This window comes from Pyxidicoccus sp. M15, assembly GCF_056858435.1.
Genome location: NZ_CM166495.1, coordinates 2,732,555 through 2,759,212, shown reverse-complemented (window position 1 = coordinate 2,759,212; position 26,658 = coordinate 2,732,555). Strand labels below are relative to the sequence as shown.

General features: G+C 68.8%; 19 protein-coding genes and 6 tRNA genes. 2 read left to right on the top strand and 23 right to left on the bottom strand.

The window, feature by feature from the left end; genetic code table 11:
- Positions 1-43 precede the first annotated feature (43 nt).
- From ACX9TP_RS11180 to ACX9TP_RS11135, 10 genes are all read right to left on the bottom strand, one after another.
- Entirely contained in the window at positions 44-3,457 is a 3,414-nt protein-coding gene (locus ACX9TP_RS11180; RefSeq protein WP_482979691.1) for an RCC1 domain-containing protein, read from the bottom strand.
- Positions 3,458-3,921: 464 nt separating this feature from the next.
- Complete coding sequence (locus ACX9TP_RS11175) at positions 3,922-7,350, bottom strand: RCC1 domain-containing protein (protein ID WP_482979690.1); 3,429 nt, start codon at positions 7,348-7,350, stop codon at positions 3,922-3,924.
- Between the two features lie 323 nt (positions 7,351-7,673).
- Entirely contained in the window at positions 7,674-10,133 is a 2,460-nt protein-coding gene (gene lon, locus ACX9TP_RS11170) for an endopeptidase La (protein WP_482979689.1), read from the bottom strand.
- Between the two features lie 198 nt (positions 10,134-10,331).
- Positions 10,332-12,401: a prolyl oligopeptidase family serine peptidase gene (locus ACX9TP_RS11165; protein WP_482979688.1), complete on the bottom strand. Its 2,070-nt coding sequence runs from the start codon at positions 12,399-12,401 to the stop codon at positions 10,332-10,334.
- A 333-nt stretch (positions 12,402-12,734) separates the two neighbouring features.
- Positions 12,735-14,015, bottom strand: a complete 1,281-nt coding sequence (clpX, locus tag ACX9TP_RS11160) for an ATP-dependent Clp protease ATP-binding subunit ClpX (protein ID WP_482979687.1) — start codon at positions 14,013-14,015, stop codon at positions 12,735-12,737.
- A 218-nt stretch (positions 14,016-14,233) separates the two neighbouring features.
- On the bottom strand, positions 14,234-14,854 hold the full coding sequence (gene clpP / locus ACX9TP_RS11155; RefSeq protein ID WP_164006741.1) for an ATP-dependent Clp endopeptidase proteolytic subunit ClpP: 621 nt from the start codon (positions 14,852-14,854) through the stop codon (positions 14,234-14,236).
- Between the two features lie 41 nt (positions 14,855-14,895).
- A complete protein-coding gene (tig, locus tag ACX9TP_RS11150) occupies positions 14,896-16,173 on the bottom strand; it encodes a trigger factor (RefSeq protein ID WP_482979686.1) in 1,278 nt (425 codons plus the stop codon).
- 101 nt (positions 16,174-16,274) lie between these two features.
- Positions 16,275-16,356 (bottom strand) — tRNA-Leu (locus ACX9TP_RS11145).
- A 109-nt stretch (positions 16,357-16,465) separates the two neighbouring features.
- Positions 16,466-16,538: transfer RNA gene (locus ACX9TP_RS11140), tRNA-Lys, on the bottom strand.
- Between the two features lie 49 nt (positions 16,539-16,587).
- Positions 16,588-16,764: a hypothetical protein gene (locus tag ACX9TP_RS11135; protein ID WP_482979685.1), complete on the bottom strand. Its 177-nt coding sequence runs from the start codon at positions 16,762-16,764 to the stop codon at positions 16,588-16,590.
- A 167-nt stretch (positions 16,765-16,931) separates the two neighbouring features.
- Between ACX9TP_RS11135 and bet the strand changes: the two genes are divergently transcribed.
- Positions 16,932-18,140, top strand: coding sequence for a phage recombination protein Bet (gene bet, locus ACX9TP_RS11130; protein WP_482979684.1), 1,209 nt, complete (start codon positions 16,932-16,934; stop codon positions 18,138-18,140).
- 117 nt (positions 18,141-18,257) lie between these two features.
- Here the strand turns inward: bet and ACX9TP_RS11125 are convergent.
- The 13 genes from ACX9TP_RS11125 to ACX9TP_RS11065 form a co-directional block, all read right to left on the bottom strand.
- Positions 18,258-18,331, bottom strand: a tRNA-Arg gene (locus tag ACX9TP_RS11125).
- Between the two features lie 24 nt (positions 18,332-18,355).
- Positions 18,356-18,429 (bottom strand) — tRNA-His (locus tag ACX9TP_RS11120).
- 88 nt (positions 18,430-18,517) lie between these two features.
- Positions 18,518-18,594 (bottom strand) — tRNA-Arg (locus tag ACX9TP_RS11115).
- A 37-nt stretch (positions 18,595-18,631) separates the two neighbouring features.
- A tRNA-Pro gene (locus ACX9TP_RS11110) sits at positions 18,632-18,705 on the bottom strand.
- Between the two features lie 81 nt (positions 18,706-18,786).
- Entirely contained in the window at positions 18,787-19,377 is a 591-nt protein-coding gene (gene rdgB, locus ACX9TP_RS11105; RefSeq protein WP_482979683.1) for an RdgB/HAM1 family non-canonical purine NTP pyrophosphatase, read from the bottom strand.
- Complete coding sequence (gene rph, locus ACX9TP_RS11100; protein ID WP_267855763.1) at positions 19,374-20,087, bottom strand: ribonuclease PH; 714 nt, start codon at positions 20,085-20,087, stop codon at positions 19,374-19,376. The genes rdgB and rph overlap by 4 nt, the downstream gene beginning before the upstream one ends.
- A gap of 83 nt (positions 20,088-20,170) precedes the next feature.
- A complete protein-coding gene (locus ACX9TP_RS11095) occupies positions 20,171-20,980 on the bottom strand; it encodes an N-acetylmuramoyl-L-alanine amidase family protein (protein ID WP_482979682.1) in 810 nt (269 codons plus the stop codon).
- 59 nt (positions 20,981-21,039) lie between these two features.
- Positions 21,040-22,098, bottom strand: a complete 1,059-nt coding sequence (gene selD / locus ACX9TP_RS11090; protein ID WP_482979681.1) for a selenide, water dikinase SelD — start codon at positions 22,096-22,098, stop codon at positions 21,040-21,042.
- Positions 22,099-22,151: 53 nt separating this feature from the next.
- Positions 22,152-23,087, bottom strand: a complete 936-nt coding sequence (locus ACX9TP_RS11085) for an FHA domain-containing protein (RefSeq protein WP_482979680.1) — start codon at positions 23,085-23,087, stop codon at positions 22,152-22,154.
- A gap of 5 nt (positions 23,088-23,092) precedes the next feature.
- Positions 23,093-23,815 (bottom strand): tetratricopeptide repeat protein, encoded by a 723-nt coding sequence (locus ACX9TP_RS11080; protein WP_482979679.1) that lies wholly within the window; start codon positions 23,813-23,815, stop codon positions 23,093-23,095.
- A gap of 40 nt (positions 23,816-23,855) precedes the next feature.
- Positions 23,856-24,560 (bottom strand): hypothetical protein, encoded by a 705-nt coding sequence (locus ACX9TP_RS11075; protein ID WP_482979678.1) that lies wholly within the window; start codon positions 24,558-24,560, stop codon positions 23,856-23,858.
- On the bottom strand, positions 24,557-25,333 hold the full coding sequence (locus tag ACX9TP_RS11070; protein WP_482982151.1) for an outer membrane protein assembly factor BamD: 777 nt from the start codon (positions 25,331-25,333) through the stop codon (positions 24,557-24,559). The genes ACX9TP_RS11075 and ACX9TP_RS11070 overlap by 4 nt, the downstream gene beginning before the upstream one ends.
- Positions 25,334-25,343: 10 nt before the next feature.
- A complete protein-coding gene (locus tag ACX9TP_RS11065; protein WP_482979677.1) occupies positions 25,344-25,868 on the bottom strand; it encodes a regulatory protein RecX in 525 nt (174 codons plus the stop codon).
- 36 nt (positions 25,869-25,904) lie between these two features.
- Here ACX9TP_RS11065 and ACX9TP_RS11060 point away from each other — a divergent pair, with 36 nt between their 5' ends.
- Positions 25,905-26,642, top strand: a complete 738-nt coding sequence (locus ACX9TP_RS11060; RefSeq protein WP_482979676.1) for a hypothetical protein — start codon at positions 25,905-25,907, stop codon at positions 26,640-26,642.
- The last annotated feature ends 16 nt before the right edge of the window (positions 26,643-26,658 follow it).

The window sequence follows — 26,658 nt, the reverse complement described above, 5'->3', positions numbered from 1 at the left end:
CCTCCCTGCGCGGACCTTCCCGCGAGGACTCCTCGATGATGGGTTACGGGATCACCATCCCCGGGGTCGCGCTGTAGCCGGCCGTGCCATCTCCCAGCTGGCCCCAGTAGTTGGAGCCCCAGGTCCAGACGGTGCCGTCCTGCCCCACGGCCACCGTGTGGTTGCTGCCCGCGGCGATGGCCGTGACGCCCGTCAACCCCAGCACCTGCTTGAGCGCGGGGCTCCCGCCCGTCGTCCCGGCCCCCAGCTGACCGCTGGAGTTGTCACCCCAGGCCCAGACGGTACCGTCCTGCTTCAGCGCCACCGTGTGGTAGCCGCCCGCGACGACGGTGGAGACACCCTCCAATCCCTGCACCTGCACCGGCGTGGTGCGTCCGTCCGTCGTCCCGCCACCCTGCTGGCCACTGAAGTTGGCGCCCCAGGACCAGACGGTGCCGTCCTGCTTCAGCGCCACCGTGTGGTAACCGCCCGCTGTCACAGCGATGCCCCCCACCAACCCCTGCACCTGCACCGGCCTGGTGCGTCCGACAGTCGTCCCGTCTCCGAGCTGGCCGCTGGAGTTCTCCCCCCAGGCCCAGACGGTGCCGTCCCGCTTCAGCGCCACCGTGTGGCCATCGCCCGCCTCGACGGCGATGACGTCCACCAACCCCTGCACCTGCATCGGCGTGGCGCGCCCGACGGTCGTCGTCGTCCCGTCCCCCAGCTGGCCATTGAAGTTGTCACCCCAGGTCCAGACGGTGCCGTCCTGCCGCAACGCCACAGTGTGGAAGACGCCCGCGGCGATGGCCGTGACACCCGTCAGCCCCAGCGCCTGCACTGGAATGAGAGCCCTGCCAATCGTCCCGTCTCCCAGCTGACCACTGTAGTTGTTGCCCCAGCCCCAGACGGTGCCGTCCTGCCTCAGCACCACCGTATGCCCACCGCCCGTGGCGAGGGTGGAGACCTCCGCCACCCCCTGCACCTGCACCGGCAGGGTGCGCGCGTCCATCGTCCCGTCTCCCAGCTGGCCACGGGAGTTGTTGCCCCAGGCCCAGAGGGTGCCGTCCTGCCGCAGTGCCACCGTGTGACTCTCTCCCGCGGCAACGGCGGTGCCCATCACCCCCGACGCCTGAATGGGCACGGCGCGCACAGCAGGCGTCCCGTTGCCCAGCTGGCCGTCGGAGTTGTCACCCCACGCCCAGACAGTGCCGTCCTGCTTCAGCGCCACGGTGTGGTAGCCGCCCGCGGTGACGGCGGTGACCTCCGCCAACCCCAGCACCTGCACCGGCCCGGGGCTCTCGGCAATGGTCCCGTCTCCCAGCTGGCCGCTGGAGTTGGAGCCCCAGGCCCAGCCGGTGCCATCCTGCTTCAGCGCCACCATGTGGTAGTGGCCCGCGGCGACGGTGGAGACGCCCGTCATCCCCGGTACCTGCACCGGAGAGAGGGCCCCGGGAAACGTCCTGTTCCCCAGCTGGCCATAAGCGTTGGAGCCCCAGGCCCAGACGGTGCCGTCCTGTTTCACCGCGACGGTGGAGTGTCCGCCCGCGGCGACGGTGGTGACGCCCGTCCCCCCCGACACCTGCACCGGCGTGAGGCGTCTGGAGCTCGTCCCGTCTCCCAGCTGGCCCCAGAGGTTGGAGCCCCAGGTCCAGACGGTGCCGTCCTGTTTCCGTGCCACCCCGTGGCTGAGGCCCGCGGCGACGGTGGTGACGCCCGTCAATCCCGACACCTGCACCGGCGTGAGACGCATGGCAGTCGTCCCGTCCCCGAGCTGGCCAACGGAGTTGAAGCCCCAGGCCCAGACGGTGCCGTCCTGTCGCAGGGCCACCGTGTGGCTCTCCGCGGCGACAACGGCGGTGACACCCGTCAACCCCAGGACCTGGACCGGAGAGAGACGCGTGGAAGTCGTCCCGTCCCCCAGCTGGCCCGCCGAGTTGTAGCCCCAGGCCCAGACGGTGCCGTCCTGTCGCAGGGCCACCGTGTGGCTGATGCCCGCGGCAACGGCGGTGACGCCCGTCAGCCCCGGCACCTGCACCGGCGTGAGGCGACTGAAGGTCGTCCCGTCTCCCAGCTGGCCAGTACCGTTGCGTCCCCAGGACCAGACGGTGCCGTCCTGCTTCAGCGCCACCGTATGGGCGTAGCCCGCGGCGACTCGGACCCACTGCGAGACGACACAGTTCGCGGCGCCCTGCAGCGTGAAGGACGCGGTGGTGGACAGGCCGAGTGCATTCGTCACCGTCGCCTTCACCGTGGGCGTCGTCCCCGCCGGCACGCACCCGGGCGACGTCCAGGCGACTTCACTCGTCGTCTCCTGGCTGTTGGCCGCCCCCAGCGTCCCCACGTTGGCCTCCCAGCCGAAGGACAGCGCACTCCCCTGCCCGTCCTTCGCCTTCACCCCGAAGCGCACCGTGCCGCCAGACGCCGGCATCGTGGTGCTCGACTGGGACGTCTCCACCAGCTCCGGCAGGAAGCGCGCCGTGGCCCTCGTGCCCACGCAGACGTTCATCGTCCCCGTGGTCTGCCCACCGCGTCCGTCCGCCACCGTCACCGTCAGCGCGCAGCTGGCGCAGACGCTTCCGGCCGGCGGCGGCGCCGTGGGCGTGAAGCTGGCACCAGCCGAGCCCGCGTTGGCCCACGTCCCCGCGCACGATGCCGCCCACGCGTAGTGGAGGCCGTCCCCGTCATCATCGCTGGCCGTCGCCACCACCGTCGTCGCCTCACCCACCTCCACCATGGACGGCGTCGCGGTGATGCGAGTCACCCGCGGCCAGGTATTCACCGTCACGTTGACGCCGGCGCTGCCCGTGCTCTCACTCACCGTCAGCGTCAGGCTCAGCGCCGCCGTCGCGCCCTTCGAGTCCGTCACCGTCACCGTCACCACCACCGGCCCGCTCGCCGAGGGTGCCGTCCACTCGGTGCTGGCGCTGCCCGCCGCGCTGAAGCTGCCCGCGCCCGCGGTCCACGCATACGTGAGGCTGTCGCCCGCGTTGGCGTCCTGCGCCACCGCCTGCAGCGACACCACCGCCGATGGCTTCACCGTGGACCGGCTCGCCACCACCGAGGTGATGACCGGAGCCGCGTTCTCGAACGGCACCGGCGCACTCACCTGCTGCAGCACCAGCGTCACCGTCGTCGTTTCGTCCGCGGTAATCGTGACGCCCATCACCTGTCCGGCGTAGCGGACCACCTGCGCCGAGTCGAAGGCCTGGGCGCTGAAGGTACGGCCCGCGCCAGCAAGAAGGTTGTCCACCACCCCGCCCCACTGCTCGCCCGCCTTGGCCAACGCCACCGTGCGCGAAGCCATCCCCTCCGCGCTCACCGTCAGCTCCACCCGCGCGATGTCGCTGGCGCTCAACTCCTGCGGAAGCGTCACCACCAGCTGCGCCGCACCCGGAGACGTCTCCGAATCACAACCAGCCACCACGGCACAGAGGGCCAGGGCCATCCACGTCAAACACTTCCGTACTTCTCTACTCATGAAACCCTCTTGCTATCGCGCGGTGCGGGCGCCCTCGTCCGGGGGCCCGAGCGCTGGAAGACGCCCCGAGACTCCAAGAGGGAGCCGCGGGAGACCATAGACTCACAGAATAGCTTCAAAATGACTCGATCTGGTGCGACGACGGTTGTCGGCTCGGGAATTCCAGACAGACAAGTGATACCGACTCAGAGTTCGCTCGAGTTTCCAAACAACGCCTCACCAGGGCGTACCCGACCCACGGGGCAGGAAGGGACCGCGCGTGGCGCAGGTGGCGCCGTGGCGCCGCGCTCAGAAACAGGGAAGCCAGGACCCCGGCGACCCTGGTCGTCCGGAATCCTGGCTCCCATCACCTCACGCGCGGCTCCGCACCCGGGCCCGGAGCCCGCGCCCGGATGCGTCCGCACAACGATTACCCGGGCACGCCCTCACGATGCGGTGACGGGTGGGAATGGAGCGTCCCAACGTCACTGCCGCTGCATGGAGTCGTTGACGGCCAGGGTGAAGACATTCGTCAGGCCTTGCACCTGCACGGGCGCGAATTGATAACTGGGCCTCCCGTTCGCCAACTGGCCGTTGGTGTTGAAGCCCCAGGCCCAGCCAGTGCCGTCCTGACGCAGCGCCACCGTGTGGTAGGCCCCCGCGGCGAGCGCGATGACCGCGGACGAACCCGGCATGGACACCTGCACCGGGAGGGTCCGGTTCGTGGTCGTCCCGTCCCCCAGTTGACCGCTGGTATTGAGGCCACACGCCCAGACGGTGCCGTCCTGCCGCAGCGCCACCGTGTGGTTGTTACCCGCGGCGATGGTGGTGACGCCCGTCAGGCCCTGCACCTGCACCGGCGCGCGGGCATCGGCGGTCGCCCTGTTCCCCAACTGGCCGAAAGCATTGAAACCCCAGGTCCAGACGGTGCCGTCCTGCCGCAGCGCCACCGTGTGGTAGTCGCCGGCGACGATGGCGATGACCTCCGTCAGGCCCTGCACCTGCACCGGTGAGGAACGGTTCGTGGTCGTCCCGTCTCCCAGCTGGCCGTTGGAGTTGAGGCCCCAGGCCCAGACGGTGCCGTCCTGACGCAGGGCCACGGAGTGAGCGAACCCCGCGGCAACGGCGGTGACACCCGTCACGCCCTGCACCTCTGCCTCCACATGGACTCCGGTGCCGCCAGGCGGACGCCCGAGCTGTCCATAGGTATTGAGCCCCCAGCCCCAGACGGAGCCACCCTGCCTCACGGCCACCGTATGGGCCGTGCCACCGGCAACCGCGATGTAACCCGCCGCGCTCGATTGACCGAAGGCGTAGTAGCCCCAGCTCCAGAGGGTGCCGTCCTGCCTCAGGACCACGGTGCTGTTGTCACCCGCAGCGATGGTGGAAACCGCCGTGACGCCCTGGACCTGCATCGGCGAGGAGCGGTCCGCGGTCGTCCCATCTCCCAGCTGGCCGTTGGCGTTGAGCCCCCATGCCCAGACGGTGCCGTCCTGACGCAGGGCCACCGTATGGGCCTGGCCGGCGGCAATCGAGGTCGCCTCCGACAACCCCTGCATCTGCACCGGAGTGAGGCGATAGCTGCTCGTCCCGTCTCCGAGCTGACCTTCCCAGTTACGACCCCAAGCCCAGACGGTGCCGTCCTGCCTCGCGGCCACCGTGTGGTGCGCGCCTGCGGCGATGGAGGTTCCCCCCGTGAAGCCCTGCACCTGGCTGGGCGTGGAGCGGCGAGCCGTCGTCCCATCTCCCAGCTGACCGTAGGTGTTGAGGCCCCAGGCCCAGACCGAGCCGTCCTGCTTCACGGCCACCGTATGGGATGAAGTCGAGCCCACCGCGAGCGCAGTCACACCCGTGAAGCCTGACACCTGTCCCGGCGTGAGCCGGAAGCTGGGGGTCGCCGCGCCCAGCTGGCCGGAGTCGTTGCCTCCCCAGGTCCAGACGGTGCCGTCCAGTTTCACGGCCACCGTATGCGCAGAGCCCGCGGCGATGGCGGAGACACCCGTCAGCCCCTGCGTCTGTATCGGTGTCGAGCGGTTCGTGGTCGTCCCATCGCCCAGACGGCCGACGCTGTTGAAGCCCCAGGCCCAGACGGTGCCGTCCTGCCGCAGCGCCACCGTATGGTAGGCGCCAGCGGCGATGGCGGTGACGCCCGTCAGTCCCGGCACCTGCACCGGCGAGAGGCGATTGCTCGTCGTCCCGTCTCCCACCTGGCTGAAGCTGTTGGAGCCCCAGGCCCAGACGGAGCCGTCCTGACGCACGGCCACCGAGTGCGACAAGCCAGCGGCAATGGAGGTGACGCCCGTCAATCCTGGCACCTGCACCGGAACGGAGCGGCGAGTGGCCGTCCCATCGCCGAGCTGGCCCGAGTCGTTGCGGCCCCAAGTCCAGACAGTGCCGTCACGCCTCAAGGCCACCGTATGGGTGTCACCCGCGGCGACGGCGACGACGTTGGTCAGGCCCTGCACCTGCACGGGGGCGAGGCGCTGGATGGCCGTCCCATCTCCCAGTTGGCTGCTGGAGTTGAGCCCCCAGGCCCAGACCGTGCCGTCCTGCCGCACTGCCGCCGTGTGATAGGTGCCCGCGGCGAGGCGGGAGCCCACGAAGGTGACGCACGTGGTGGCGTCTTGCAGGGTGAAGGAGGCACTGGCGGACAGGCCCAGCGCATTGGTCACCGTCATGTTGACCGTGGGCGTCGTACCCGCCGGCACGCACGCGGGTGCCGTCAACACCACCTCGCTCGTCGTGGCGGTGTTGGTGGCCGTCCCCAGCGTGCCGACGTTGGTCTCCCAGGAGAAGGTCAGCGCGCTGCCCTGGGCGTCCCGCGCCTTCACGCGGAAGCTCACGGTGCCCCCGGACGACGGCATGCTCGTGCTGGACTGGAAGGTCTCCACAATCTCCGGCGTGAACCGCGCCTGGGTCTTCGGCCCCACGCAGATACCCAGCGTTCCCGTCGTCTGCCCGCCTCGCCCGTCCGTCACCGTCACCGTCAGCGCGCAACTGGCGCACAGGCTGCCGGCCGGTGGCTGCGCCGTGGGTGTGAAGCTGGCACTGGCCGAGGTGGCGTTGGCCCACGTCCCCGCGCATCCCGCCGTCCACGCGTAGGAGAGGTTGTCCTCGTCATTGTCACTGGCGGTGGCTACCACCGTGGTGGCCTCACCTACCGGCACCGTGGAGGGCGTCGCCGTGACGCGAGTCACCTGCGGCCAGGTATTCACCGTCACGTTGACGGCCGCGCTGCCCGTGCCGTCGCTCACCGTCAGTGTCAGGCTGAGGGCCGTCGTCGCCCCCTTCGAGTCCGTCACCGTCAGCGTCAACACCACCGGTCCCGGAATCGAGGGCGCCGTCCACTCGGTGTTGAGGCTCCCCGCCGCGCTGAAGCTGCCAGCGCCAGCCGTCCACGCATACGTGAGACTGTCGCCCGCATTGGCGTCTGCAGCCGCCGCCTGCAACGACACCACGTCCGACGGCTTCACCGTGCCTCGGCTCGCCACCACCGAGGTGATGACCGGAGCCTCGTTCTCGAAGGGCACTGGCGCATTCACCTGCTGCAGCAGCAGCGTCACCGCCGCAGTCTGGTCCGCGTTGATGGTGACGTCTGCCACCTGCCCCGCATAGATGAGCGTATTGGCGGAGTCGAAAGCCTGCGCGCTGAAGGTGCGGCCTCCTCCGGCGGGCAGGTTGTCCACCACGCCGCCCCACAGTTCGCCTGTCTTTGTCAGCGCCACGGTGCGCGTGTCCATTCCCGGCGCGCTCACCGTCAAATCCACTCGGACAATGTCACTGGCGCTCAGTGCCTGGGGCAGCGTCACCACCAGCTGCGCCGTACCCGGAGTCTGCTGGGAATCACAGCCAGCCACCGCCGCGCAGATGGCCAGGGCCACCCACGCCAACCACTTCCGTCCTTCTCGCGCCATTGGCGTCCTCTTCCACCTCGAGGTGCGACTGCTGCCATCCCGAGACCTGGGCACACGGCGGCCAGCGACTCCGGGGCAAAAAGCCGCGAGAAGCTACAGAACCAGACGAATTATTGAACCTGAGTCACTCCTGCACCACGCGAGTCAACTCAGAACCCCAAAGACAGACGTCCGGCGAGAGCCCCATCCGGCTCGAATCGCCTCTCAGTCAGCATAGAGCAACACCAGAAAAACAGAGAAGCCAGGACCCCGGCGACCCAAGTCGTCCGGCATCCTGGCTTCTCTTCAACCCAGAGCCCCGCGAAGGGGCCTTCAATCCAAACCTACGCCGGAGCCACGGCCGACGTGGACGTCGACAGCTCCGCCGAGGGCGTCGACTTCGCGCCATCGGTGCTCAGCGGCTTGCGGCCGAACTCCTCCGGCTTCTCCAGCACCAGCGCCTCGCGGAGCACCTCGTCCACGAACTCCACCGGGACGATGCGCAGCTGCTTGCGAATCTTCAGCGGGATGTCCTTCAGGTCCTTCTTGTTCGCCTTCGGAATCAGGACCGTCTTGATGCCCGCCCGGTGCGCGGCCAGCGTCTTCTCCTTCAGGCCGCCAATGGGCAGCACCCGCCCGCGCAGGGTGATTTCACCCGTCATCGCCACGTCGCGCCGAATCAGCGTGCGCGTGAGCGCGCTCACCAGCGCCGTGCAGATGGTGACGCCCGCGGAGGGGCCGTCCTTCGGAATCGCGCCCTCCGGCAGGTGGACGTGGATGTCGAAGTTCTCGAACGCCTTCTTGTCGATGCCGAACCGCTCGGCGCGGCTGCGCACGTAGGACATGGCCGCCTGCGCGGACTCCTGCATCACCTCACCCAGCTTGCCGGTGATGATGAGCTTGCCCTTGCCCGGCATGATGGTGGCCTCGGTGGTGAGGATTTCACCGCCCAGCTCCGTCCACGCCAGGCCCGTGACGATGCCCACCTGGTCCTCGGCCTCCGCCATGCCGTAGCGGAAGCGCGGGGTGCCCAGGAACTTCATCGCCAGCTTCCGGTCCACCGCCATGTCGCGCTTGCCGTTCTTCAGCACGTCGCGGGCAATCTTCCGGAACACGCCGCCAATCTCACGCTCGAGCGAGCGCACGCCGGACTCACGCGTGTAGCGGTGGATGATGGTGCGCAGCGCGGGGTCGCTGATGTCCACCTTCACGTCCGTCAGCCCGTTGGCCTCCTGCTCCTTCGGGATGAGGTAGCGCCGGGCAATCGACAGCTTCTCCGGCTCCGTGTAGCCCGCGATGCGAATCACTTCCATGCGGTCCTGCAGCGGACCGGGGATGTTGTGCATCGTGTTCGCGGTGCAGATGAACATCACCTTCGACAAGTCGTAGTCGAGGTCCAGGTAGTGGTCGTTGAAGTTGTGGTTCTGCTCGGGGTCCAGCACCTCCAGCAGCGCCGCGCTCGGGTCGCCACGGAAGTCGGTGGACATCTTGTCGATTTCGTCGAGCAGGAAGACGGGGTTGTTGCTGCCCGCCTTCTTCAGCGACTGGATGAGCTTGCCCGGCATCGCGCCGATGTACGTGCGCCGGTGGCCGCGAATCTCCGCCTCGTCACGCACGCCGCCCAGGGACAGGCGCACGAACTTGCGGCCGGTGGCCCGCGCAATGGAGCGCGCCAGCGACGTCTTGCCCACGCCCGGAGGACCCACGAAGCACAGCACGGGGCCCTTGAGCTTCTTCACCAGCTGCTGCACCGCCAGGTACTCGAGGATGCGCTCCTTCGGCTTCTTCAGGCCGTAGTGGTCCTCGTTGAGCACCCGCTCCGCCTCGGTGACGTCCAGGCGGTCCTGCGTCTCATCGTACCAGGGGAGGCTGATGATCCAGTCGATGTAGTTGCGGACGACGGTGGCCTCGGCGCTCATCGGGCTCATCATCCGGAGCTTCTTCAGCTCCTTCTTGACCTTGAGCGTGGCCTCCTTGCTCATCCGCTTGTTCTTCAGCTTCTCTTCAATCTCCTGGATTTCGTTCTTGAACTCGTCGCGCTCACCCAGCTCCTTCTGAATGGCCTGCATCTGCTCATTCAGGTAGTACTCCTTCTGGGTCTTCTCCATCTGCTTCTTGACGCGCGTGCGGATCTTCTTCTCCACCTGGAGAATCTCGATCTCACCCTGCATCAGCTCGTAGAGCTTCTCCAGGCGCTTGGCCGGGGACTCCGTCTCGAGCAGGGCCTGCTTGTCATTCAGCTTCAGCGAGAGGTGCGCGACGATGGTGTCCGCGAGCCGCGCCGGGTCGTCGATGCTCGCCACCTGCATCAGCATCTCAGGTGGAATCCGCTTGTTGAGCTTGACGAAGGCCTCGAACACGGAGTGGACGGAGCGAACGAGCGCCTCCAGCTCCACGCTCTTCTCGGTCTGCTCCTCGACTTCGTCGACCTCCACCATGAAGAAGGCGTCGTTGGGGTGGAACTTCTTCACCCGGGCGCGGCGCACGCCTTCGACCAGCACCTTCACCGTGCCGTCAGGCAGGGGGAGGAGCTGGATGACGTGGCCCAGCGTACCGAAGTGGAAGATGTCGTCCGGGGTGGGGTCGTTGGTCTTGGCCTTCTTCTGCGCGGCCAGCAGGATGACGGCCTTGTCGTCCGGCCCCTTGTGCGCCATCGCGTCCTTCAACGCAGCGATGGACTTCTCCCGGCCGACGAACAGCGGCACCACCATGTGCGGGAACACGATGATGTCCCGAAGGGGCAAGAGCGGGACGGTGAGTCCGCGCTTCTGGGCTTCCTTCTTGTCGTCACGTCCGAAGAACATGTATCCGCCACCTGCTGGCCTGCCGGGGAGACAGGCCATTGAAGAGTTGCCCGCCTGCCCGCTCGGAGAGCGCGCACACGGGGTGAAGCACGTCTATAACACGCCGATTTCTGGCGCCGTTCCCCGCCTCAAGATTGGGGAACGGTGTCCTGCCATCAAGGGAACACCCGTAGCCGCCTCGGGTGTCCGCCCGGTATGTCAGCGGCCCTGCGCAGCCACCCCACCCTGGCGCATCTGCACCTCCAGCACGTGGAAGAGGAAAGCGTAGAGGTCGGCGCTGGACTCAATCTGCTTGGCCACCTGGTCCGCGCCCCCGTGGCCTGCATTCGCTTCAATGCGCAGCAGGGCAGCCGAGCGGTTGCCCGCCGCGTTCTGCACCGCCGCCACGAACTTGCGGGCGTGCATGGGGTCCACGCGGTCGTCATGGTCCGACGCCATCATCAGCATGGCGGGGTAGCGCACGTCCGGACGCACGTGGTGGTAGGGCGAGTAGGCGTACAGCGTCTTGAAGTCCTCGGCCTTCTCCGCCGTGCCGTACTCCGGAATCCACGTCCGGCCGCTGCCGAAGAGGTGGTAGCGCACCATGTCCAGGAGCGGCACCGCGCACACCACCGCGCCGTAGAGCTCCGGGCGCTGCGTCATGGCCGCGCCCACCAGCAGGCCGCCGTTGCTGCCGCCGTAGATGGCCAGGCGCCGGGCCTGGGTGAACTTCTCGCGGGCGAGGAACTCGGCCGCCGCGTGGAGGTCGTCGAAGACGTTCTGCTTGTGCTGCAGGCGGCCGGCGTCGTGCCAGGACTTCCCGTACTCGCCGCCGCCGCGCAGGTTGGCCACCGCGTACACGCCGCCCGCGTCCAGCCAGGGCAGGATGCTCGCCCGGAAGGTGGGCTCCATGCTCACGTTGAAGCCGCCGTACCCGTACAGGAGCGTGGGCGCGGTGCCGTCCTGCTTCAGGCCCTTGCGGTACACGAGGAACATCGGCACGCGGGTGCCGTCCTTGGACGGATAGAAGACCTGCTGCACCGTGTAGGCGTCCGGGTCCATGGGCAGCTCCACGCGGGCCCACTCCTCGGACTTCCCGGTGCTGACGGACGTCTTGTAGACGAGCCGCGGCGTCGTGAAGGACGTGAAGATGAAGTACGCCTCGTCCAGGTCCTCCAGACCCACCAGGTTGGACGCCGCCCCCACGCCCGGCAGCTGCACCGTGCGCACCGGCTTGCCCTGCAGGGTGGCCACGCGCACCTCGGTGGTGGCGTCCTTGAGGTACTCCAGCGCCAGGTGCCCGCCGACGACCTTGGCGCCCTGCAGGGAGGCCACCGGGTCCTCGGGGACGACTTCCTTCCACGCGGCGCGCTCGGGCTTCGCCGGGTCCACCTCGAAGACGCGCTGGCGCGGGGCGCCCTCGTCCGTGGTGACGTAGAAGCGGTCCTTCCACGCCTGCAGCTCGTACTTGGCGCCCTGCCCCTTCACGAGCAGACGGAAGTCCTTCTCGCCCGGCCGCTTCCAGTAGATGTCGTTCTCGCTCCAGCCGCGGATGACGTAGACGAAGAGGTACTTGCCGTCCCGGCTCAAGTCTGACTGGAGGAAGGTGGTCGGGTCCCCGGTGCGCGGGTGCACCAGCGCGTCCTTCGCCGGGTCCGTGCCCAGCGCGTGGTAGCGGATGGTGGTGTAGCCGGGCCGCGCGTCCACGGGGATGCTCGGGTCCGTGGGCAGCCACTCGTAGTAGAAGCCCTTGTTGTCCGGCGTCCACTTGGGCGAGGCGTACTTGCCGCCCTCAATCACGTCGACCTTGGACCACTCGCCCGTGTCCACGTCCACCACGTGGAGCACCGCCTCGTCCGCGGCGTTGGGCTTCTGGGAGAACACCACCTTCTTGCCGTCCCACGAGGGCGCCCACGTGCCCATGGAGATGGTGCCGTCCTTGCTCCAGGTGTTCGGGTCCAGCAGCACCTTCTCCGCGCCCTTCTCCCCGTCGCGCCAGTAGAGGACGGACTTCTCCTTGTCCTTGTGGGTGCGGATGTAGAAGAAGCGGCCGTTGCGGCGGGACGGCGGGGAGATGGAGTCCGTGTAGAACAGCTCGCGGAAGCGGCTCGCGAGCGCGTCACGGCCCGGCATCTTCGCCAGCTCTCCGCGCGCCAGCGCGTCCTGCGCCTTCATCCACGCCTGCACCTCGGGGGCCTTCTCGTCCTCCAGCCACCGGTAGGGGTCCGCCACCTGCGTGCCATGCAGCGTGTCCACCACGGGCTCGGCCCGGGTCGCCGGGTAGTTCATTCGCGAGGATTCCTCCTGGGCCGATGCCTTCGAGGCCGGCCGTGTCAGTTCACCCGGCGCCGCGGACGCGGACGCCGGAAGCTCCTCGCGCGCCGCTTCCTTCTGGCTGGCGCACGCGACGAGGGACAGCAACGCAGGGACGAGCAGCTTTCTCATGGGGCCCCAGCACATACAGAAAGGCCCCCGCACGTCCCACAAAAAGTGTGGTGGCACAGGAAACGCCCGGCCCCTCTCCTAACGCACGGGGCGCGCCGGAGCCGCTCCAGCGGCTCCGTAACGCGCCCCGTCATGCTTCAGCGGCCCGCGAGAGGGCGGGCCGGAAGGAGCTTAGCGCTAGGCGGATTCCTTCTTGGGTTCGGTGGACTCCTTGTCCTGCGAGTGCAGGACGACGGGCTCGCTCTTCTTGAGGATGACCTCCTCGGAGATGAGCACCTCGCGGGCCGTCTTGCGGGACGGGATTTCGTACATCACGTCCAGCATGGCCGACTCGAGGATGGAGCGCAGGCCGCGGGCCCCGGCCTTGCGGCGGATGGCCTCGCCGGCGATGGCCTTCAGCGCGCCGTCGGTGAACTTGAGGGCGACGCCGTCCAGCTCGAAGAGCTTGCGGTACTGCTTGGTGAGCGCGTTCTTCGGCTGGTTGAGGATGTTGATGAGCGCGGGCTCGTCCAGCTCCTCCAGCGCGGTGATGATGGGCAGGCGGCCGATGAACTCCGGAATCATGCCGAACTTGAGCAAATCCTCCGGCTCCACGTGCTTGAGCAGCTCCGTGAGGTTGCGCTGCTTCTTGGACTGGATGTCCGCGCCGAAGCCCAGGCTGCGCCCGCCCAGCCGCCGCTCAATCACCTGGTCCAGGCCGCCGAAGGCGCCGCCGCAGATGAAGAGGATGTTGGTGGTGTCCACCTGCAGGAACTCCTGCTGCGGGTGCTTGCGGCCACCCTTGGGCGGAACGTTGGCCACCGTGCCTTCGATGATTTTCAGCAGGGCCTGCTGGACGCCCTCGCCGCTGACGTCGCGGGTGATGGAGGGGTTCTCCGACTTGCGGGCAATCTTGTCGATTTCGTCGATGTAGACGATGCCGCGCTGCGCCCGCTCGATGTCGTGGTCGGCCGCCTGGAGCAGGTTGACGATGATGTTCTCCACGTCCTCGCCCACGTAGCCGGCCTCGGTGAGGCACGTGGCGTCGGCAATCGTGAAGGGGACGTTGAGGATGCGCGCCAGCGTCTGCGCCAGCAGCGTCTTGCCGCTACCGGTGGGCCCCAGCAGGAGGATGTTGCTCTTCTGGAGCTCCACGTCCTCCATGGCGACCTTGGACTCGATGCGCTTGTAGTGGTTGTGCACCGCCACCGACAGCGTCTTCTTCGCGCGCTCCTGGCCGATGACGTACTCGTCCAGCACGGCCTTGATTTCCGAAGGCCGGGGGATGCGCAGCTTGGTGTCCTTGGTCTCCTCGCGGTCGATTTCCTCCGCGATGATGTCGTTGCAGAGCCCGATGCACTCGTCGCAGATGTAGACCGTCGGCCCCGCGATGAGCTTCTTCACTTCCTTCTGCGACTTGCCGCAGAAGGAGCAGCAGAGGGTCTGGTTGTCTCGCTTCTCCACGTTCTTGCCCGCCATGTCATCCCTCGCTGCGCCTGTAAGGCCCCACGCCTGAAGACCGCCCCAACCCCTGCCTCCAGCCCAATCTAGTCAGCCCCTGTCCGGAACGTCCACGCACCTTCCGGGTACTTAACAGGCCGGTGCGACAGACGCAGAAACGAGAAAGCCGGAGTCGCGGGGACGCATTCCCGCGAGCTCCGGCCGCCCACCCGAGGCCCGGGGCCTGGGACAATCGCCTACTTCTTCTCTTCCTTGCCCAGCCCGACGACCTTCCGGGGGCTCTGGATCTCATCGATGATGCCGTAGGCCTTCGCCTCCGTCGCGCCCATGAAGTAGTCGCGATCCGTGTCCTTTTCGACTCGCTCGATGGACTGGCCGGTGTGCTTGACGATGAGCTCGTTGAGCTTGGCCTTCATGCGGAGGATTTCCCGGGCCTGGATTTCGATGTCCGTGGCCTGGCCACGCACGCCGCCGAGCGGCTGGTGAATCATGATGCGGCTGGAGGGCAGCGAGTAGCGCTTGCCCTTGGCACCGGCGAGCAGGAGGACGGCCCCCATGGAGGCCGCCTGCCCGACGCAGATGGTGGACACCGGACACTTCAGGTACTGCATGGTGTCGTAGATGGCCAGGCCGGCCGTCACCGAGCCACCAGGCGAGTTGACGTAGAGGTTGATGTCCTTGTCCGGGTCCTCGGACTCGAGGAAGAGCAGCTGGGCGACGATGACGTTGGCCACGTCATCGTCGATTTCGGTGCCCAGCATGACGATGCGGTCCTTCAGGAGCCGGCTGTAGATGTCGTACGAGCGCTCACCGCGGTGGGTCTGCTCGATGACGTAGGGAACGGGCATGAAGGGCATGTCGACCTCTATGAAGAACCGGAAGCTCTAGGAGAAGAACCTCACGAATACTTCGCCCGACCCCTCAGGAATTCAATCGTCTTTTCCTCCCTCAGTCGGAGAGACAACCCGAGCCGCTCGTCCGGGCCCTTGAAGTACTTCTTCACGGCGGCGACGGGCTGGCCGGCCTCGGCGGCGAGCTGCTCGATGCGGGCGTCCACGTCCGCGTCGTTGGCCTGGATGCCCTCCTTCTGGGCGATGGCCTCGAACAGCAGCGTGCCCTTCACCTCCTGGACGGCCTTCTCGCGCATCTCCTCGCGCAGGCGGGTGAAGTCCAGGTTCAGGCGGCTGGGGTCCACGCCCGAGCGCTGCAGCTGCTGCAGGGCGCCGCGCAGCATGGAGTCCATGGCGCGCTCCACCATGGCGCGGGGGACCTCGAAGGCGTTGCGCTCGATGAGGGCCTTCATGAGCGCCTCGCGCTCCTCGCCCTCCACCTGCTGCTTGCGCGCCTTCTGCATGTCCTCGCGCATCTTGGTGCGCAGCTCGTCGAGCGACTGGGCGATGCCGGTATTCTTCGCGAAGTCGTCGTTGAGCTCGGGGGTGATTTCCTTCTGGAGGGACTTCACGGTGATGTGGAAGCGCGCCGTCTTCCCGCGCACCTCCTCCACCCGGTAGTCCGCCGGGAAGGCGTAGTCGATGTCCTTGGACTCGCCCACCTTCACGCCCTCCAGGGCGGCAATCTTCGACTCCACCAGCTCGCCCGGCTGCACCTGGACGGTGATGCCGTCGGCCTTGCTGCCGGGGAACGGCTGGCCGTCCACGGTGGCCTCGAAGTCGATGGTGACGTGGTCATCGGCGGCCGCGGTGTCGCGGTCCGTGACGGGCTCCATGCGGCCCATGGACGAGCGCATGCGCTGCAGCTGCTCGTCCAGCTGCGCGTCGGTGACGTCCGTGTCGGCCTTCGCCAGGGGCAGCTCGACGTAGTCCTTGGCCTCCACCTTGGGCTTCACCTCCACCCGCGCCTCGAAGGTGAAGGGGGCGTCCGGCTTGAGGCCGGAGTTGGTGACCTGGGGGTTGGCGACGACTTCCACGTTGTGCTCGCGGATGGCCTCCACGTACGCCGCCTGGACGACGCGCTGGATGACCTCGTCCTCGACCTGGTCGCGGAAGCGCTGCTCGAGGATGCGACGGGGCACCTTGCCCTGCCGGAAGCCAGGCAGCCGCACCTGCTGGCCGAGCTTGGTGTACGCGCGGTTCAGCTCCTCCGCCACGCGGGCGTTCTCGACCTCGATGGAGAGCTTCTTCTCGATGGGAGAGAGCTCCTCGACCTGGACCTTCATGCGGGCCTCGCTCGTCGCCGCGGCGGACATCCGTCCCGGGCGGCGCCGGAAAAGTGGGACGTGCGCCTTTAGGGGATAGGCACGAACGGGTCAACGCGAAATGGGCGAGGAGGGACTCGAACCCTCACACCTTGCGGTACCAGATCCTAAGTCTGGCGCGTCTACCAGTTCCGCCACCCGCCCAGGGTGCGTCGCGCGCCCTGCCGTCATACCGCGAAACGTCGGGTGGACGGCAATGGCCGGAAAATGAAACGGGGCCCCTTCATTCCTGAAGGGGCCCCTGAGTGCTGAGTGAGAGCGGAGGGAATCGAACCCACAACCTATGGATTAAGAGTCCATTGCTCTGCCAATTGAGCTACGCTCCCGGCACTGCCCCGGTCCGTCGCCTGCGCGGCGTCCAGGTGGCGGCGGTAACTACAGAAGCCCGACCGTGCTGTCAAAAAGTATTTTCGGGCCGCCTTCATTCCCCCACTGCTCAGATCTGACGCCCGGCGCGGCCAGCACCTGACGCCGGTCCGCCCGCCCGGCGGCCAGCCCCCGGAACGGCTCCGGATGCGGATGAAGCAAGCGCCCCCCGCCGATGTTCAACATGGCCGTAGCACGCCTTTCGTCCCGGGCGCACGACGCGTCGTGCGCGAGCCGCACTCCGGGACACGAGGCGCACGAAGGTTTCGTGGGCACTCATGCAGCACGAGGGGTCGCCGCCGCGGCAACCAGGCGGGCGGACGGAGGTCGTCCGCCCTTTTCGCGAAGGACGTATGCAGGAGACGACAGTGACGGAAGCCAACACCCACCACAAGGCGGACAGCGCGACGGGCCAGGGCCCCCAGCAGGGACAGTGGAGCCGGGAGCGCGCGGAGCTCGTGCGGCGCACCATCTGCCCCAAGGGCATCAGCGAGGACGAGTTCGCCCTCTTCATCGAGCAGTGCAAGCGCAGCGGCCTGGACCCGCTGCTCAAGGAAGCCTTCTGCGTGGCGCGCCGGCAGAACGTGGGCAACCGCGAGCGGCCCAACTGGGTGACGAAGTACGAGTTCCAGCCCTCCGAGGCCGGCATGCTCGCCCGCGCGGAGCGCTTCCCGGACTTCAGGGGCATCCAGGCGTCCGCCGTGTTCGCCGAGGATGAAATCATCGTGGACCAGGGCAAGGGCGAGGTGGTGCACCGCTTCAACCCGGCCAAGCGCAAGGGTGCGCTGGTGGGCGCCTGGTCGCGCGTGGTGCGCGACGGGAAGCTGCCCGTCGTCGTGTGGCTGGACTTCAGCGGCTACGTCCAGCAGACGCCGCTGTGGGCCAAGATTCCCACGACGATGATCGAGAAGTGCGCGCGCGTGGCGGCCCTGCGCAAGGCGTACCCGGAGGCCTTCGGCGGCCTGTACGTGCGCGAGGAGATGCCGGCCGAGGACTACGAGCAGCCGCACACGCCCGAGGAGCCCGGCCACACCGGCGGCCCCTACGAGGTGCTGGGCGCGAAGCCCGGCCCCGTGAAGGCCTCCTTCCCCACCCTGGCCCCCGCGCCGGTGAAGGAGGAGAAGGCGCAGGCGGTGCCCGCGGCGCTGGAGGTGGACGTGCCGGTGCCCCCCGCCCCTGCCCGGCAGGCCGCGGTGGAGACCGTGCCCGCTGCCGAGCCCGTCACCGCGAAGAAGAACGGCAAGGCGGCCCATGCCGTCGCGGCGACGCCTGTCGACGAGCCGCTGGAGAAGGAAGTCGTGGTCGAGGCGGCGCCCCGCCCCAAGCCGAGCGCCGTGGTGGTGGCCTTCGGTCCGTACAAGGGGAAGACGGCCTCCGAGCTCTCCGACGAGGAGCTGAGTGAGACCATCGACATGGCCAACGAGAAGCTGATGGAGCAGCCGAAGGCGCGCTGGGCCAAGGCGATGCGGGAGAACCTGGCCGCGCTGGAGGCGGAGACGGAGCTGCGCTGCCGCGTCCCCGCGTCCTCGAAGAACGGCAGCGGCGCGGCCCACGAGGCCTGAAGCCCCGCCGTCACACGCTGGAAGTGAAATGAGAAACGCCCCCGTCGCGAGTGCGCGGCGGGGGCGTTTTCGCGTCTTGCGTCCCGGCGGCGGTGGCTCGACTCGGGAGAGGAGGAGCGCGCTCGGAGGGACTTGAACCCCCAACCCCCGGGTTCGAAGCCCGGTGCTCTATCCAGTTGAGCTACGAGCGCAGCGAAACGGGGCGGGTGAAGGAGGGCGGCCAACCGGGATCGAACCGGTAACCTCAGGAGTCACAGTCCTGCGCTCTAACCAGTTGAGCTATGGCCGCCGTGACAGCGCTACGGCGTTTGAAACGGCGGCTTCCCTATCGTGGAAGCCGGGGCCGTGACAAGGCCCAAATGTGACGGCAGGCAGGTTGGCGCCCCAGGCAGGACTCGAACCTGCGACCCCCGGCTTAGAAGGCCGGTGCTCTATCCAGCTGAGCTACTGGAGCTGGCCGGGCCGCCTGCTTCCAACTGCTTTACTTCAAGTCGGGGCGAGAGGATTTGAACCTCCGACCCCCTGCGCCCAAGGCAGGTGCGCTACCAGGCTGCGCTACGCCCCGAGAAGTAGAGTCCGGCATTGTTGAACCATCGCGAACGGACGCGCAAGGCCGACGTGCCTGACACCCTTTCATTCAGCCCGGCTACAGGCCGAGCAGGTGGGGCTTCATCATCCGGAAGGCCGCCCCCCGGTGGGACACCGCGGCCTTCTCCTCCGCCGCCAGCTCCGCCATGGTCCGGCCTTTGTCCGAAACGATGAACACCGGGTCATAGCCGAAGCCGTGGGTTCCGCTCGGCGCATGGCCGATGCGGCCCTCGCACCGGCCCACCTCCACCTTCGACTCGCCTCCGGGCTTCACCAGCGCCAGCGCGCACCGGAAGGACGCGGTGCGCTTCTCGTCGGGCACGCCGGACAGCTCGGTGAGGAGCTTCTCGTAGCGGGCGCGGTCGTCCCCCGGGGCATAACGCGCGGAGTACACCCCGGGCCGGCCGTCCAGTGCGTCCACGAACAGGCCGGAGTCATCCGCCAGCGCGGGCAGCCCGGTGGCCTGCGCGTACTCGCGGGCCTTCTTCAGGGCGTTGCCCTCCAGGGTGGGCTCGTCCTCCACGACGTCCGGCAGGGGTGGCAGGTCCGCCAGGGACACCACCTCCACCGCGTCCCCCACCAGCCCGCGCAATTCGCGCAGCTTGCCGGCGTTGGTGGTGGCGAAGAGCAGCCGGGGCTTCTTCGTCATCCCAGCACCTTCGCCTGCGCGGCGACGAGCTGCTGGATGGCGGCGAGCCCGCCGTCCACCATGGCGTCCAGCGTCTTGCGGTCGAAGAGCTGGTGCTCGGCGGTGCCCTGCAGCTCCACCATGCGGCCGTCCGCGGTGGCCACGAGGTTCAGGTCCACGTCCGCGGTGGAGTCCTCGTCGTAGTCCAGGTCCACCCGCACCTCGCCCTTCACCACGCCCACGGACACGGCGGCCAGCGGCGTCAGCTTGGGCGTCTTGGTGAGGGTGCCCGCCTTCTGCAGCGAGCGCATCGCGAGCACCAGCGCCACGTAGGCCCCGGTGATGGAGGCGGTGCGCGTGCCGCCGTCCGCCTGGAGCACGTCACAGTCCAGGGTGAAGGTGCGGGGGCCGATGGACGCCAGGTCCACCGCCGCGCGCAGGGAGCGGCCGATGAGGCGCTGGATTTCCATGGTGCGGCCGGTCTGCTTGCCCTTGGCGGACTCGCGCTGGTTCCGCGAGTGCGTGGCGCGGGGGAGCATGCCGTACTCGGCCGTCACCCAGCCGGTGCCCTTGCCCATCAGGTGCGGCGGCACCCGCTCCTCGGTGGAGCAGGTGACGAGCACCTTGGTGTGGCCGAACTCCACCTGCACGGAGCCCTCCGCGTAGCGGGAGACACCGGGGGTCAGGGTGACGGGGCGAAGGTCCAGCGCACCACGTTGGAAGGAACGCACGGCAGGCTCCTGGGAAATGGAGTGGGCCACCCCTCTCTACCAGAGCCGCGCCGCGCGGGTGGAATCTGTGCGCCCGGCTGCCCTCACGGCAACACGGGGCCGGCCACCTGGGGCTCGCGGGCGGCGTCGCGGCGGCGCGTTTCCTTGAGGAAGGCCAGCACGCCGTCGGCAATCGCCTCGGCCAGCTTCTCCTGGTACTCCGCGCGGCCCAGCTTCGCGCCCTCCTGCGGATGGGAGATGTAGCCCACCTCCACGAGGACGGCGGGGCACTCCACGCCGGAGAGGACGAAGAAGGGCGCCTGCTGCACGCCCCGGTCCGCCGCGCGCGTGCCGCGGATGAGGCGCGGGTGGATGGAGTACGCCAGCCGGGACGAGTCCGCGTGCGCCTCGGTGCGCACCAGGTCCTGGAGGATGAAGGCCAGCGTGGAGTCCCCGCGCGCCGCGCGCGTCTCGGGGGCCTCGGCGTTCTCCCGGTCGGCCACCGCGCGCGCGGCGTCGCCGGAGGCGTTGGCGGAGAGGAAGTAGGTCTCGATGCCCTCGGTGCGCTCGCGCATCCGCTTGGTGGGCATGGAGTTGGCGTGGATGGAGAGGAAGAGGTCCGCGCCGTGGTCGTTGGTCAGCGCCACGCGCTCCGTCAGGGACACCTGCGCGTCGCGCTCGCGCGTGAGGTACACGTCGCCGCCGGCCGCCTCCAGGCGCGCACGGAGGCGCTGGGCAATCTGGAGGGCGACCTCCTTCTCGCGCAGCTCGGCGGGCCCCTTGGCCCCTTCCTGCGCGCCGCCGTGTCCCGGGTCGATGACGATGCGCGCGGGCCGCTCCCCCGCCCTCGCGGCGAGGGGCACGAGGCAGAGCAGCGACAGGACGGCGAGGAGGGGGCGGTGCGACGACGGCATACCGGGGACGGATGCTAGCGGAGGGAGCCCCCGGGGGCGAAATCCGGGCCCGGGGGCGTTCAGCCGATGACGTCGATGCCGGGCCGGCCCGCCCGCACTTCACCGATGAGGGCCGCGTCCACGCCCGCCGCCTCCAGCGCCTTGAGCGCCTTCAGGGCGTGACGGGCAGGCACGCTGGCCAGCAGCCCGCCGTTGGTCTGCGCATCCGCGAGCACCCACTGGATGTGCTCGGGCAGCCCGTCCGGGAAGCGCACCTTCTTCAGCACGTGGGCGAGGTTGGCCTTGGTGCCACCGGGCACCACGCCCTGCTCGGCCAGCCCGGCGACCTCGGAGATGAGGGGGATGCGCTCCAAATCAATCGCCGCGCGCGTCTTCGCCCCGGTCATCATCTCCAGCAGGTGTCCCAGCAGGCCGTAGCCCGTCACGTCCGTGAGGGCGTTCACCTTGAACTTCCCCGAGGCGAAGACTTCACCCGCGGCGCGGTTGAGGGCGGACATCACCGCCACCACGCGCTTGGAGAGCTGCTTCGAGGCCACGCCCCGCTTGATGGCGGTGGTGGCGATGCCCGAGCCCAGGGGCTTGGTGAGGAAGAGCACGTCCCCCGGCTTCGCGCCCGCGTTGGTGAGCACCTTCTTCGGGTGCACCACGCCGGTGACGGCCATGCCGTACTTCGGCTCCGGGTCCCTCACGCTGTGGCCGCCGAGGATGGGGATGCCCGCCTCGTCCGCCTTGGACTGGCCGCCGGCCAGAATCTTCGAGAGCACCTTCAGCGGCTGGTCTTCCGGGAAGCCCACCAGGTTGAGGGCGAACAGGGGCCGCGCGCCCATGGCGTAGATGTCCGACAGGGCATTCGCCGCGGCGATGGCCCCGAACTGGAACGGGTCGTCCACCACGGGCGGGAAGAAGTCCACCGTCTCCACCACGGCCAGGCCGGGCGTGAGGCGATAGACGGCCGCATCGTCGTTGGTGGCGAAACCCACCAGCGCGTGAGGAGCGTGAGCAGTCTTCAGGTGGCGCAGGACCTGCGCCAGGTCCGCGGGCCGCAGCTTCGCCGCTCAGCCCGCGCAGTGACTCAGTTCGGTGAGGCGCTTCGGCTTGCCCGGCTTCTCGTCCGCCATGGTGCTCCCCTTCCGTCGTCTGGCAGCCCCTGCGTCGGGCCGCGGCTTGTCCGTTACGCCTTGCGCACGTAGTCGCGCTTGAGCAGCTGCGCCACCGCTTCCGCCGTCACCACGTCGTCCGCGTCCGCGCGGTCCAGCACCGCGCCGAAGGTGCCGTAGTTGTGCACCAGCTGGAGCACGTCCAGCATCTCCGGCGACAGCTCCTTGAGCGGCGGCGTCAGCGGCATGGCCAGCGCCAGCGGCGCGTCCAGCGCCGGCAGGTTCGGCTGCAGGCGCTTCATCTCGTCCAGCTGGCGCAGCGAGTCCATCAGGAGCGCCTCGGTGGACGAGTCCAGCTCCACCATGAACTCCTGGTTGTCCGCCGGGCGCAGCTCGAAGTCGCCCTGCTCCCAGGTGATGATGCGGTTGAAGCTCTTCTGCGGGCCCAGGTTGTGGTTGTCGCCGATGACGGCGTAGTACACGCGGCCCTGGCGCAGGTAGATGCGGCCCTCCTGGTCGCTCGTCACCACCAGCACGCCGTTCTTCTTGGACGTGTGGAAGAGCTGGAGCAGGTCCGGCAGGGGAATCTCTTCAATCTTCCCCGTCATGGAGCTGGCCTTGTTGGTGGTCCGCGCGGCCTGGACGGCGGCGACCTCCTCCAGCTTCTGCTTGGCCATGCTCTCGTCGACGTTGGCACCGTCCGCGCCCTGGTGGACGAGCTTGAGGATGGAGGTGCCGATGAGGATGCGGTCCCCCTCCTTCAGCCGGGCATGCTTCACCTTCTCACCGTTGACGAAGGTGCCGTTGGTGGAGCCCAGGTCCTCGATGGTGATCTTCCCGTCGCTGAAGCTGATCTTCGCGTGCTTGCGGGAGACCATGTCCTCGACGAGCACCATGTCCAGCTCGCTCGAGCGGCCGATGACGATGTGCTTCTCCGCCTTCAGCGGGAACTCGCCACCCTGGTACTTCCCGGAGATGAACTTGAGGGCGTAGGTCTTTTGGGTGTCCATGGTCATCAACCGGCCTGCTCCGGCGTGCCGGGGTCCTTCACCAGGTTGAGGTACATCTGCGCGCTCTTGTTATCCGGGCTGCGCGCCAGCACGTCCTCCCAGACCCGCACCGCCTCCGCCCGCCGCCCGGCCGAATACAGCGCCACTCCATATTGGATACGGCCCGGGATGAAAGACGGGTTCTGGGTGATGACCTGCTCGTACTCGGCGAGGGCCGCGGCGTTGTCGCCCCCGTCACGCAAGGCATTGCCCAGCTTGAGGCGGATGTCCACGAACTGCGGGCAAAGGCCGAGCGCTCGCCGGTACTCTTCAATGGCCTTCGCCCACGCCCCGCTGGAGGCGTAGACGTCGCCAATCTCGCCGTACATGTTGGCGATCTTCTTCTCCACGTAGGGGTCCAGCTCGCCGGGGCCGGTCTTCTGCTGGGAGAGGGCGGCCTGGTAGACCTCCTTCGCCTCGGCGTACTTCCCCATGTCGTTGTAGATGACGGCCAGGTTCAGGGCCGCCTCGGTGTACGCGGGGTTGAGCTTCAGCGCGGACTCGAAGGCGCGCTGCGCCCGGGCGAACTGGCCCTGGTCGTGGTAGATGATGCCGAGCATGTTGAACACGTCCGCGAAGGTCGGGTTCTGCTCGACGATCTTCGCGAGGTATTGCTCGGCCTGGGCGTACTGCTTCTTCTCGAAGTAGCCGCGCCCGAGGGTCAGTAGCTGCTTGAGGGGCTCTTCCATGAATCGGCCCGAACGGGCCCTGCCTCCGAGGGGGGCTAGCCTACATGAGCCCGGGCGAAAACAAGAATTCATCACCGCGAAGCGTCAGGGAAAGTTGGCGCTCGCCCCGGGTGTCCACCGGGCGCGCGGGCAGGGCCCCCTGCAGGCGCCAGTGTTCGGTAACGACAGCTTCTTCCCGCTCCAGCCGGACGTACCAGGCCTCCGCCCGGTAGCCGCGCGCGCGCATCCGGCGCAGCTCTTCCCACTCCGGGCCGCCCACCCCGGGAGTGCCCGGCGCCGCCAGCCTCGCCAGGGCGTCCGCGTCCGCCGCCTGCAGGGCCCGGCGCCGCGACTCCAGCGCCGAGACGACGGCCAGCAGCCGGGGCGCCGCGGTGCCCTCCGGCACCCAGTCCCCGTCGCGCCGCACGAAGGGCACGCGCTCCACCCCGGCGGTGCCCACCTCGGTGGGCCCCAGGGTGCCGTCGAAGTCGAGCGTGGCATGGGCCTCCGCCCGCTCCCCTCCCGGCGCCACCACCACGGTGATGCGCGCGAAGCGGTGCTTGCGGGACTCGAGGGGCACGTCGGAGCCGGGCACGGGCAGCGTCAGCCCCTCGGCCTCGGTCTCCTTCAAGGCGGTGATGATTTCCGCCTCGGGGCCGGCGGCGGCGCCGAGGAAGCGCGGGGCGAAGACGGCCAGGGTGGCGCCCAGCGCCAGCACGATGATGAGGGCGCCGCCGAGGCGGCTCCACTCCTCGGTCGTCTTCACGAGCCCAGCATGCGCTGGGCGCGCTCCGCGGCGGGAGTCCCCGGCAGCCGGCGCAGCACCTGCCGCAGCGTCTCCTCCGCCTTCTTCGGGTCATTCAGCTTCACGTAGGCCGAGTGCAGGTCGAAGAGGGCCTCCTCCTCGTACTGGGTGCCCGGGTAGCGGCGCAGCAGCGACTCCAGGCGCTGGGCCACCGCCTTCCAGCGCTCGCGCTTCTGGTAGAAGCGGGCCACGTACAGCTCGTGCTCCGCCAGGCGCTTGCGCGCCTCGTCCGCGTGGGCCTTGGCGTCGTCGGCGTACTCGGACTGCGGGTACTGGCGCCGGAAGTCCTCCATGGAAATCAGCGCGGCCTTGATTTCCCCCTGGTCCTTCTCCTCCGAGGGCGGCAGGGCGAAGAACTCGGACGGGTAGTCCTCCACGTGCGTGAGGGCGGAGCGGTAGGCGGCGTAGTCCACCTTGGGGTGCGTGGGGTGGAGCTTGATGAAGGACTCGTACTGCTCGCGCGCCTCTGGCCAGGCCTCGCGGGCGAAGTCCACGTCGGCCAGCTTGAGCTCCGCCTCGCGGGCGGCCTCCTGGTAGGGGAACTTCGCGCGGACGTACTCGAAGTACTTCTGGGCCTTGAGGAAGTCCTTGTTCTCCAGGGCCTCCGAGCCGAGCCGCATGTTCTCGTCGGCGGCGTTGGCGTAGGCGGGCTCACCGGCCTGTCCCGAGGTGAGGGACGCACAGCCGGAGGTGAAGAGCAGGACGGTGGTCAGGAAGGCGACGGCGGAACGCATCTCCACCACGCTATTCGTCCGGACCGGAGGGGTCCAGCGAAGGTTCACCCAGCAACCGGTGGATGACGTCTTCGGAAAAACCCCGGCTGTCGAGGAGCCGTCCCGCGCGGGCCCGCGCCTTCGCGTCGAGCGGGCGGCCGAGCAGCCCCTTCCCCTCCAGCACCGCGCGCGCGGCGGACAGCGCGTCGAAGTCCTCCGTGCCGCTCGCCTGCGCCAGGGCCTGGCGGGCCGTCTCCTCCGGCAGTCCGTGGGCCTCCAGGCGCTGGAGCACGGCACGCGGGCCCAGCCGTCCCTTGCGCAGCAGCGCGGCGGCGCGCTCCCGGGCGAAGCGCGCGTCGTCGAGGTAGCCCCAGCCCGTCACCCGCGAGAGCGCCTCCTCGCGGACCTGCTGTGCGAAGCCCTTGCGCGTGAGGGCCGCGTCCAATTCCTGACGGCTGCGGGAGCGCACGGAGAGCAGCTTCAGGCAGGCGTCCGTGGCGCGGCGGACCGCGTCCGGGCCAGCGTCTTCGGGGGAACCGTCATCCTCCGGATGCATGGCGGGATACGTAGCATGTGGTAACAGGCCCCAACCATGCACCCCGTCCTCGCCCGCTTCCTTGCCGCCGATGCCGCCCGGGAGACGCTTCGCAAGCAGCAGTCCGGTGAAGCCCTGTCCTCCGAGGAGCAGGCCTTCATCGACGCTGCCACCGCGCACCCCAAGCACCGGGGCGTGCTGCTCGGTGTGAGCGGCCGCGTCCTGTCGTCCGACGCCCAGGCGTCGCTGGTGCTGCTGGCGGCCCACGCCGCGGCCCGCGCCATGCGCGAGGACGCCGACCTGGCCGAGCCCACGCGCAAGGCGCGCGAGGCGCTGTCCGAGGAGGGCGCCAGCGAGGAGGAGGCGGACGCCTTCATCGCGTCCATCCTGCTGGAGGAGGCCTTCGGCTACGAGCAGGACGTGGACGCCTTCGACGCCGAGTACGTGAAGGAGGCGCTGGGCGAGGTGCCCGCGCTGGCCGCCCTCACCAAGGAGGCGGTGGACGCGCTCTTCCTCGCGTTCGTGAAGGGCGCCGCCAACGACGCCGAGCGCAAGGTGCGCGAGGGCATGGCCCGCGCCCTGTTCGACATCGCCTGGTCGGAGGGGCCCGCCCCCATCAACCCCGAGCACATGGAGGCCGTGCTCGACGCGGAGGTGGTGGACCGGCCCGAGGAGGAGCAGGAGGCCAAGGTGCACGCCACCGCGCAGCTGCTCCAGGCGCTCTCCAAGGAAGGCCTGGTGGGACCGATTCGCTTGTCGCGGCTGCGCGCGCTGCTGGGCGAAGAGGACGCGTAGCCGCGAAGGGCGGGGA

Excerpts from the sequence above, each read along its gene's own strand:
- ACX9TP_RS11180 (WP_482979691.1), bottom strand. The coding sequence starts at position 3,457 with ATGAGTAGAGAAGTACGGAAGTGTTTGACGTGGATGGCCCTGGCCCTC.
- ACX9TP_RS11175 (WP_482979690.1), bottom strand. The coding sequence starts at position 7,350 with ATGGCGCGAGAAGGACGGAAGTGGTTGGCGTGGGTGGCCCTGGCCATC.
- lon (WP_482979689.1), bottom strand. The coding sequence starts at position 10,133 with ATGTTCTTCGGACGTGACGACAAGAAGGAAGCCCAGAAGCGCGGACTC.
- ACX9TP_RS11165 (WP_482979688.1), bottom strand. The coding sequence starts at position 12,401 with ATGAACTACCCGGCGACCCGGGCCGAGCCCGTGGTGGACACGCTGCAT.
- clpX (WP_482979687.1), bottom strand. The coding sequence starts at position 14,015 with ATGGCGGGCAAGAACGTGGAGAAGCGAGACAACCAGACCCTCTGCTGC.
- clpP (WP_164006741.1), bottom strand. The coding sequence starts at position 14,854 with ATGCCCTTCATGCCCGTTCCCTACGTCATCGAGCAGACCCACCGCGGT.
- tig (WP_482979686.1), bottom strand. The coding sequence starts at position 16,173 with ATGAAGGTCCAGGTCGAGGAGCTCTCTCCCATCGAGAAGAAGCTCTCC.
- ACX9TP_RS11135 (WP_482979685.1), bottom strand. The coding sequence starts at position 16,764 with ATGTTGAACATCGGCGGGGGGCGCTTGCTTCATCCGCATCCGGAGCCG.
- bet (WP_482979684.1), top strand. The coding sequence starts at position 16,932 with ATGCAGGAGACGACAGTGACGGAAGCCAACACCCACCACAAGGCGGAC.
- rdgB (WP_482979683.1), bottom strand. The coding sequence starts at position 19,377 with ATGACGAAGAAGCCCCGGCTGCTCTTCGCCACCACCAACGCCGGCAAG.
- ACX9TP_RS11095 (WP_482979682.1), bottom strand. The coding sequence starts at position 20,980 with ATGCCGTCGTCGCACCGCCCCCTCCTCGCCGTCCTGTCGCTGCTCTGC.
- ACX9TP_RS11085 (WP_482979680.1), bottom strand. The coding sequence starts at position 23,087 with ATGGACACCCAAAAGACCTACGCCCTCAAGTTCATCTCCGGGAAGTAC.
- ACX9TP_RS11080 (WP_482979679.1), bottom strand. The coding sequence starts at position 23,815 with ATGGAAGAGCCCCTCAAGCAGCTACTGACCCTCGGGCGCGGCTACTTC.
- ACX9TP_RS11070 (WP_482982151.1), bottom strand. The coding sequence starts at position 25,333 with ATGCGTTCCGCCGTCGCCTTCCTGACCACCGTCCTGCTCTTCACCTCC.
- ACX9TP_RS11065 (WP_482979677.1), bottom strand. The coding sequence starts at position 25,868 with ATGCATCCGGAGGATGACGGTTCCCCCGAAGACGCTGGCCCGGACGCG.
- ACX9TP_RS11060 (WP_482979676.1), top strand. The coding sequence starts at position 25,905 with ATGCACCCCGTCCTCGCCCGCTTCCTTGCCGCCGATGCCGCCCGGGAG.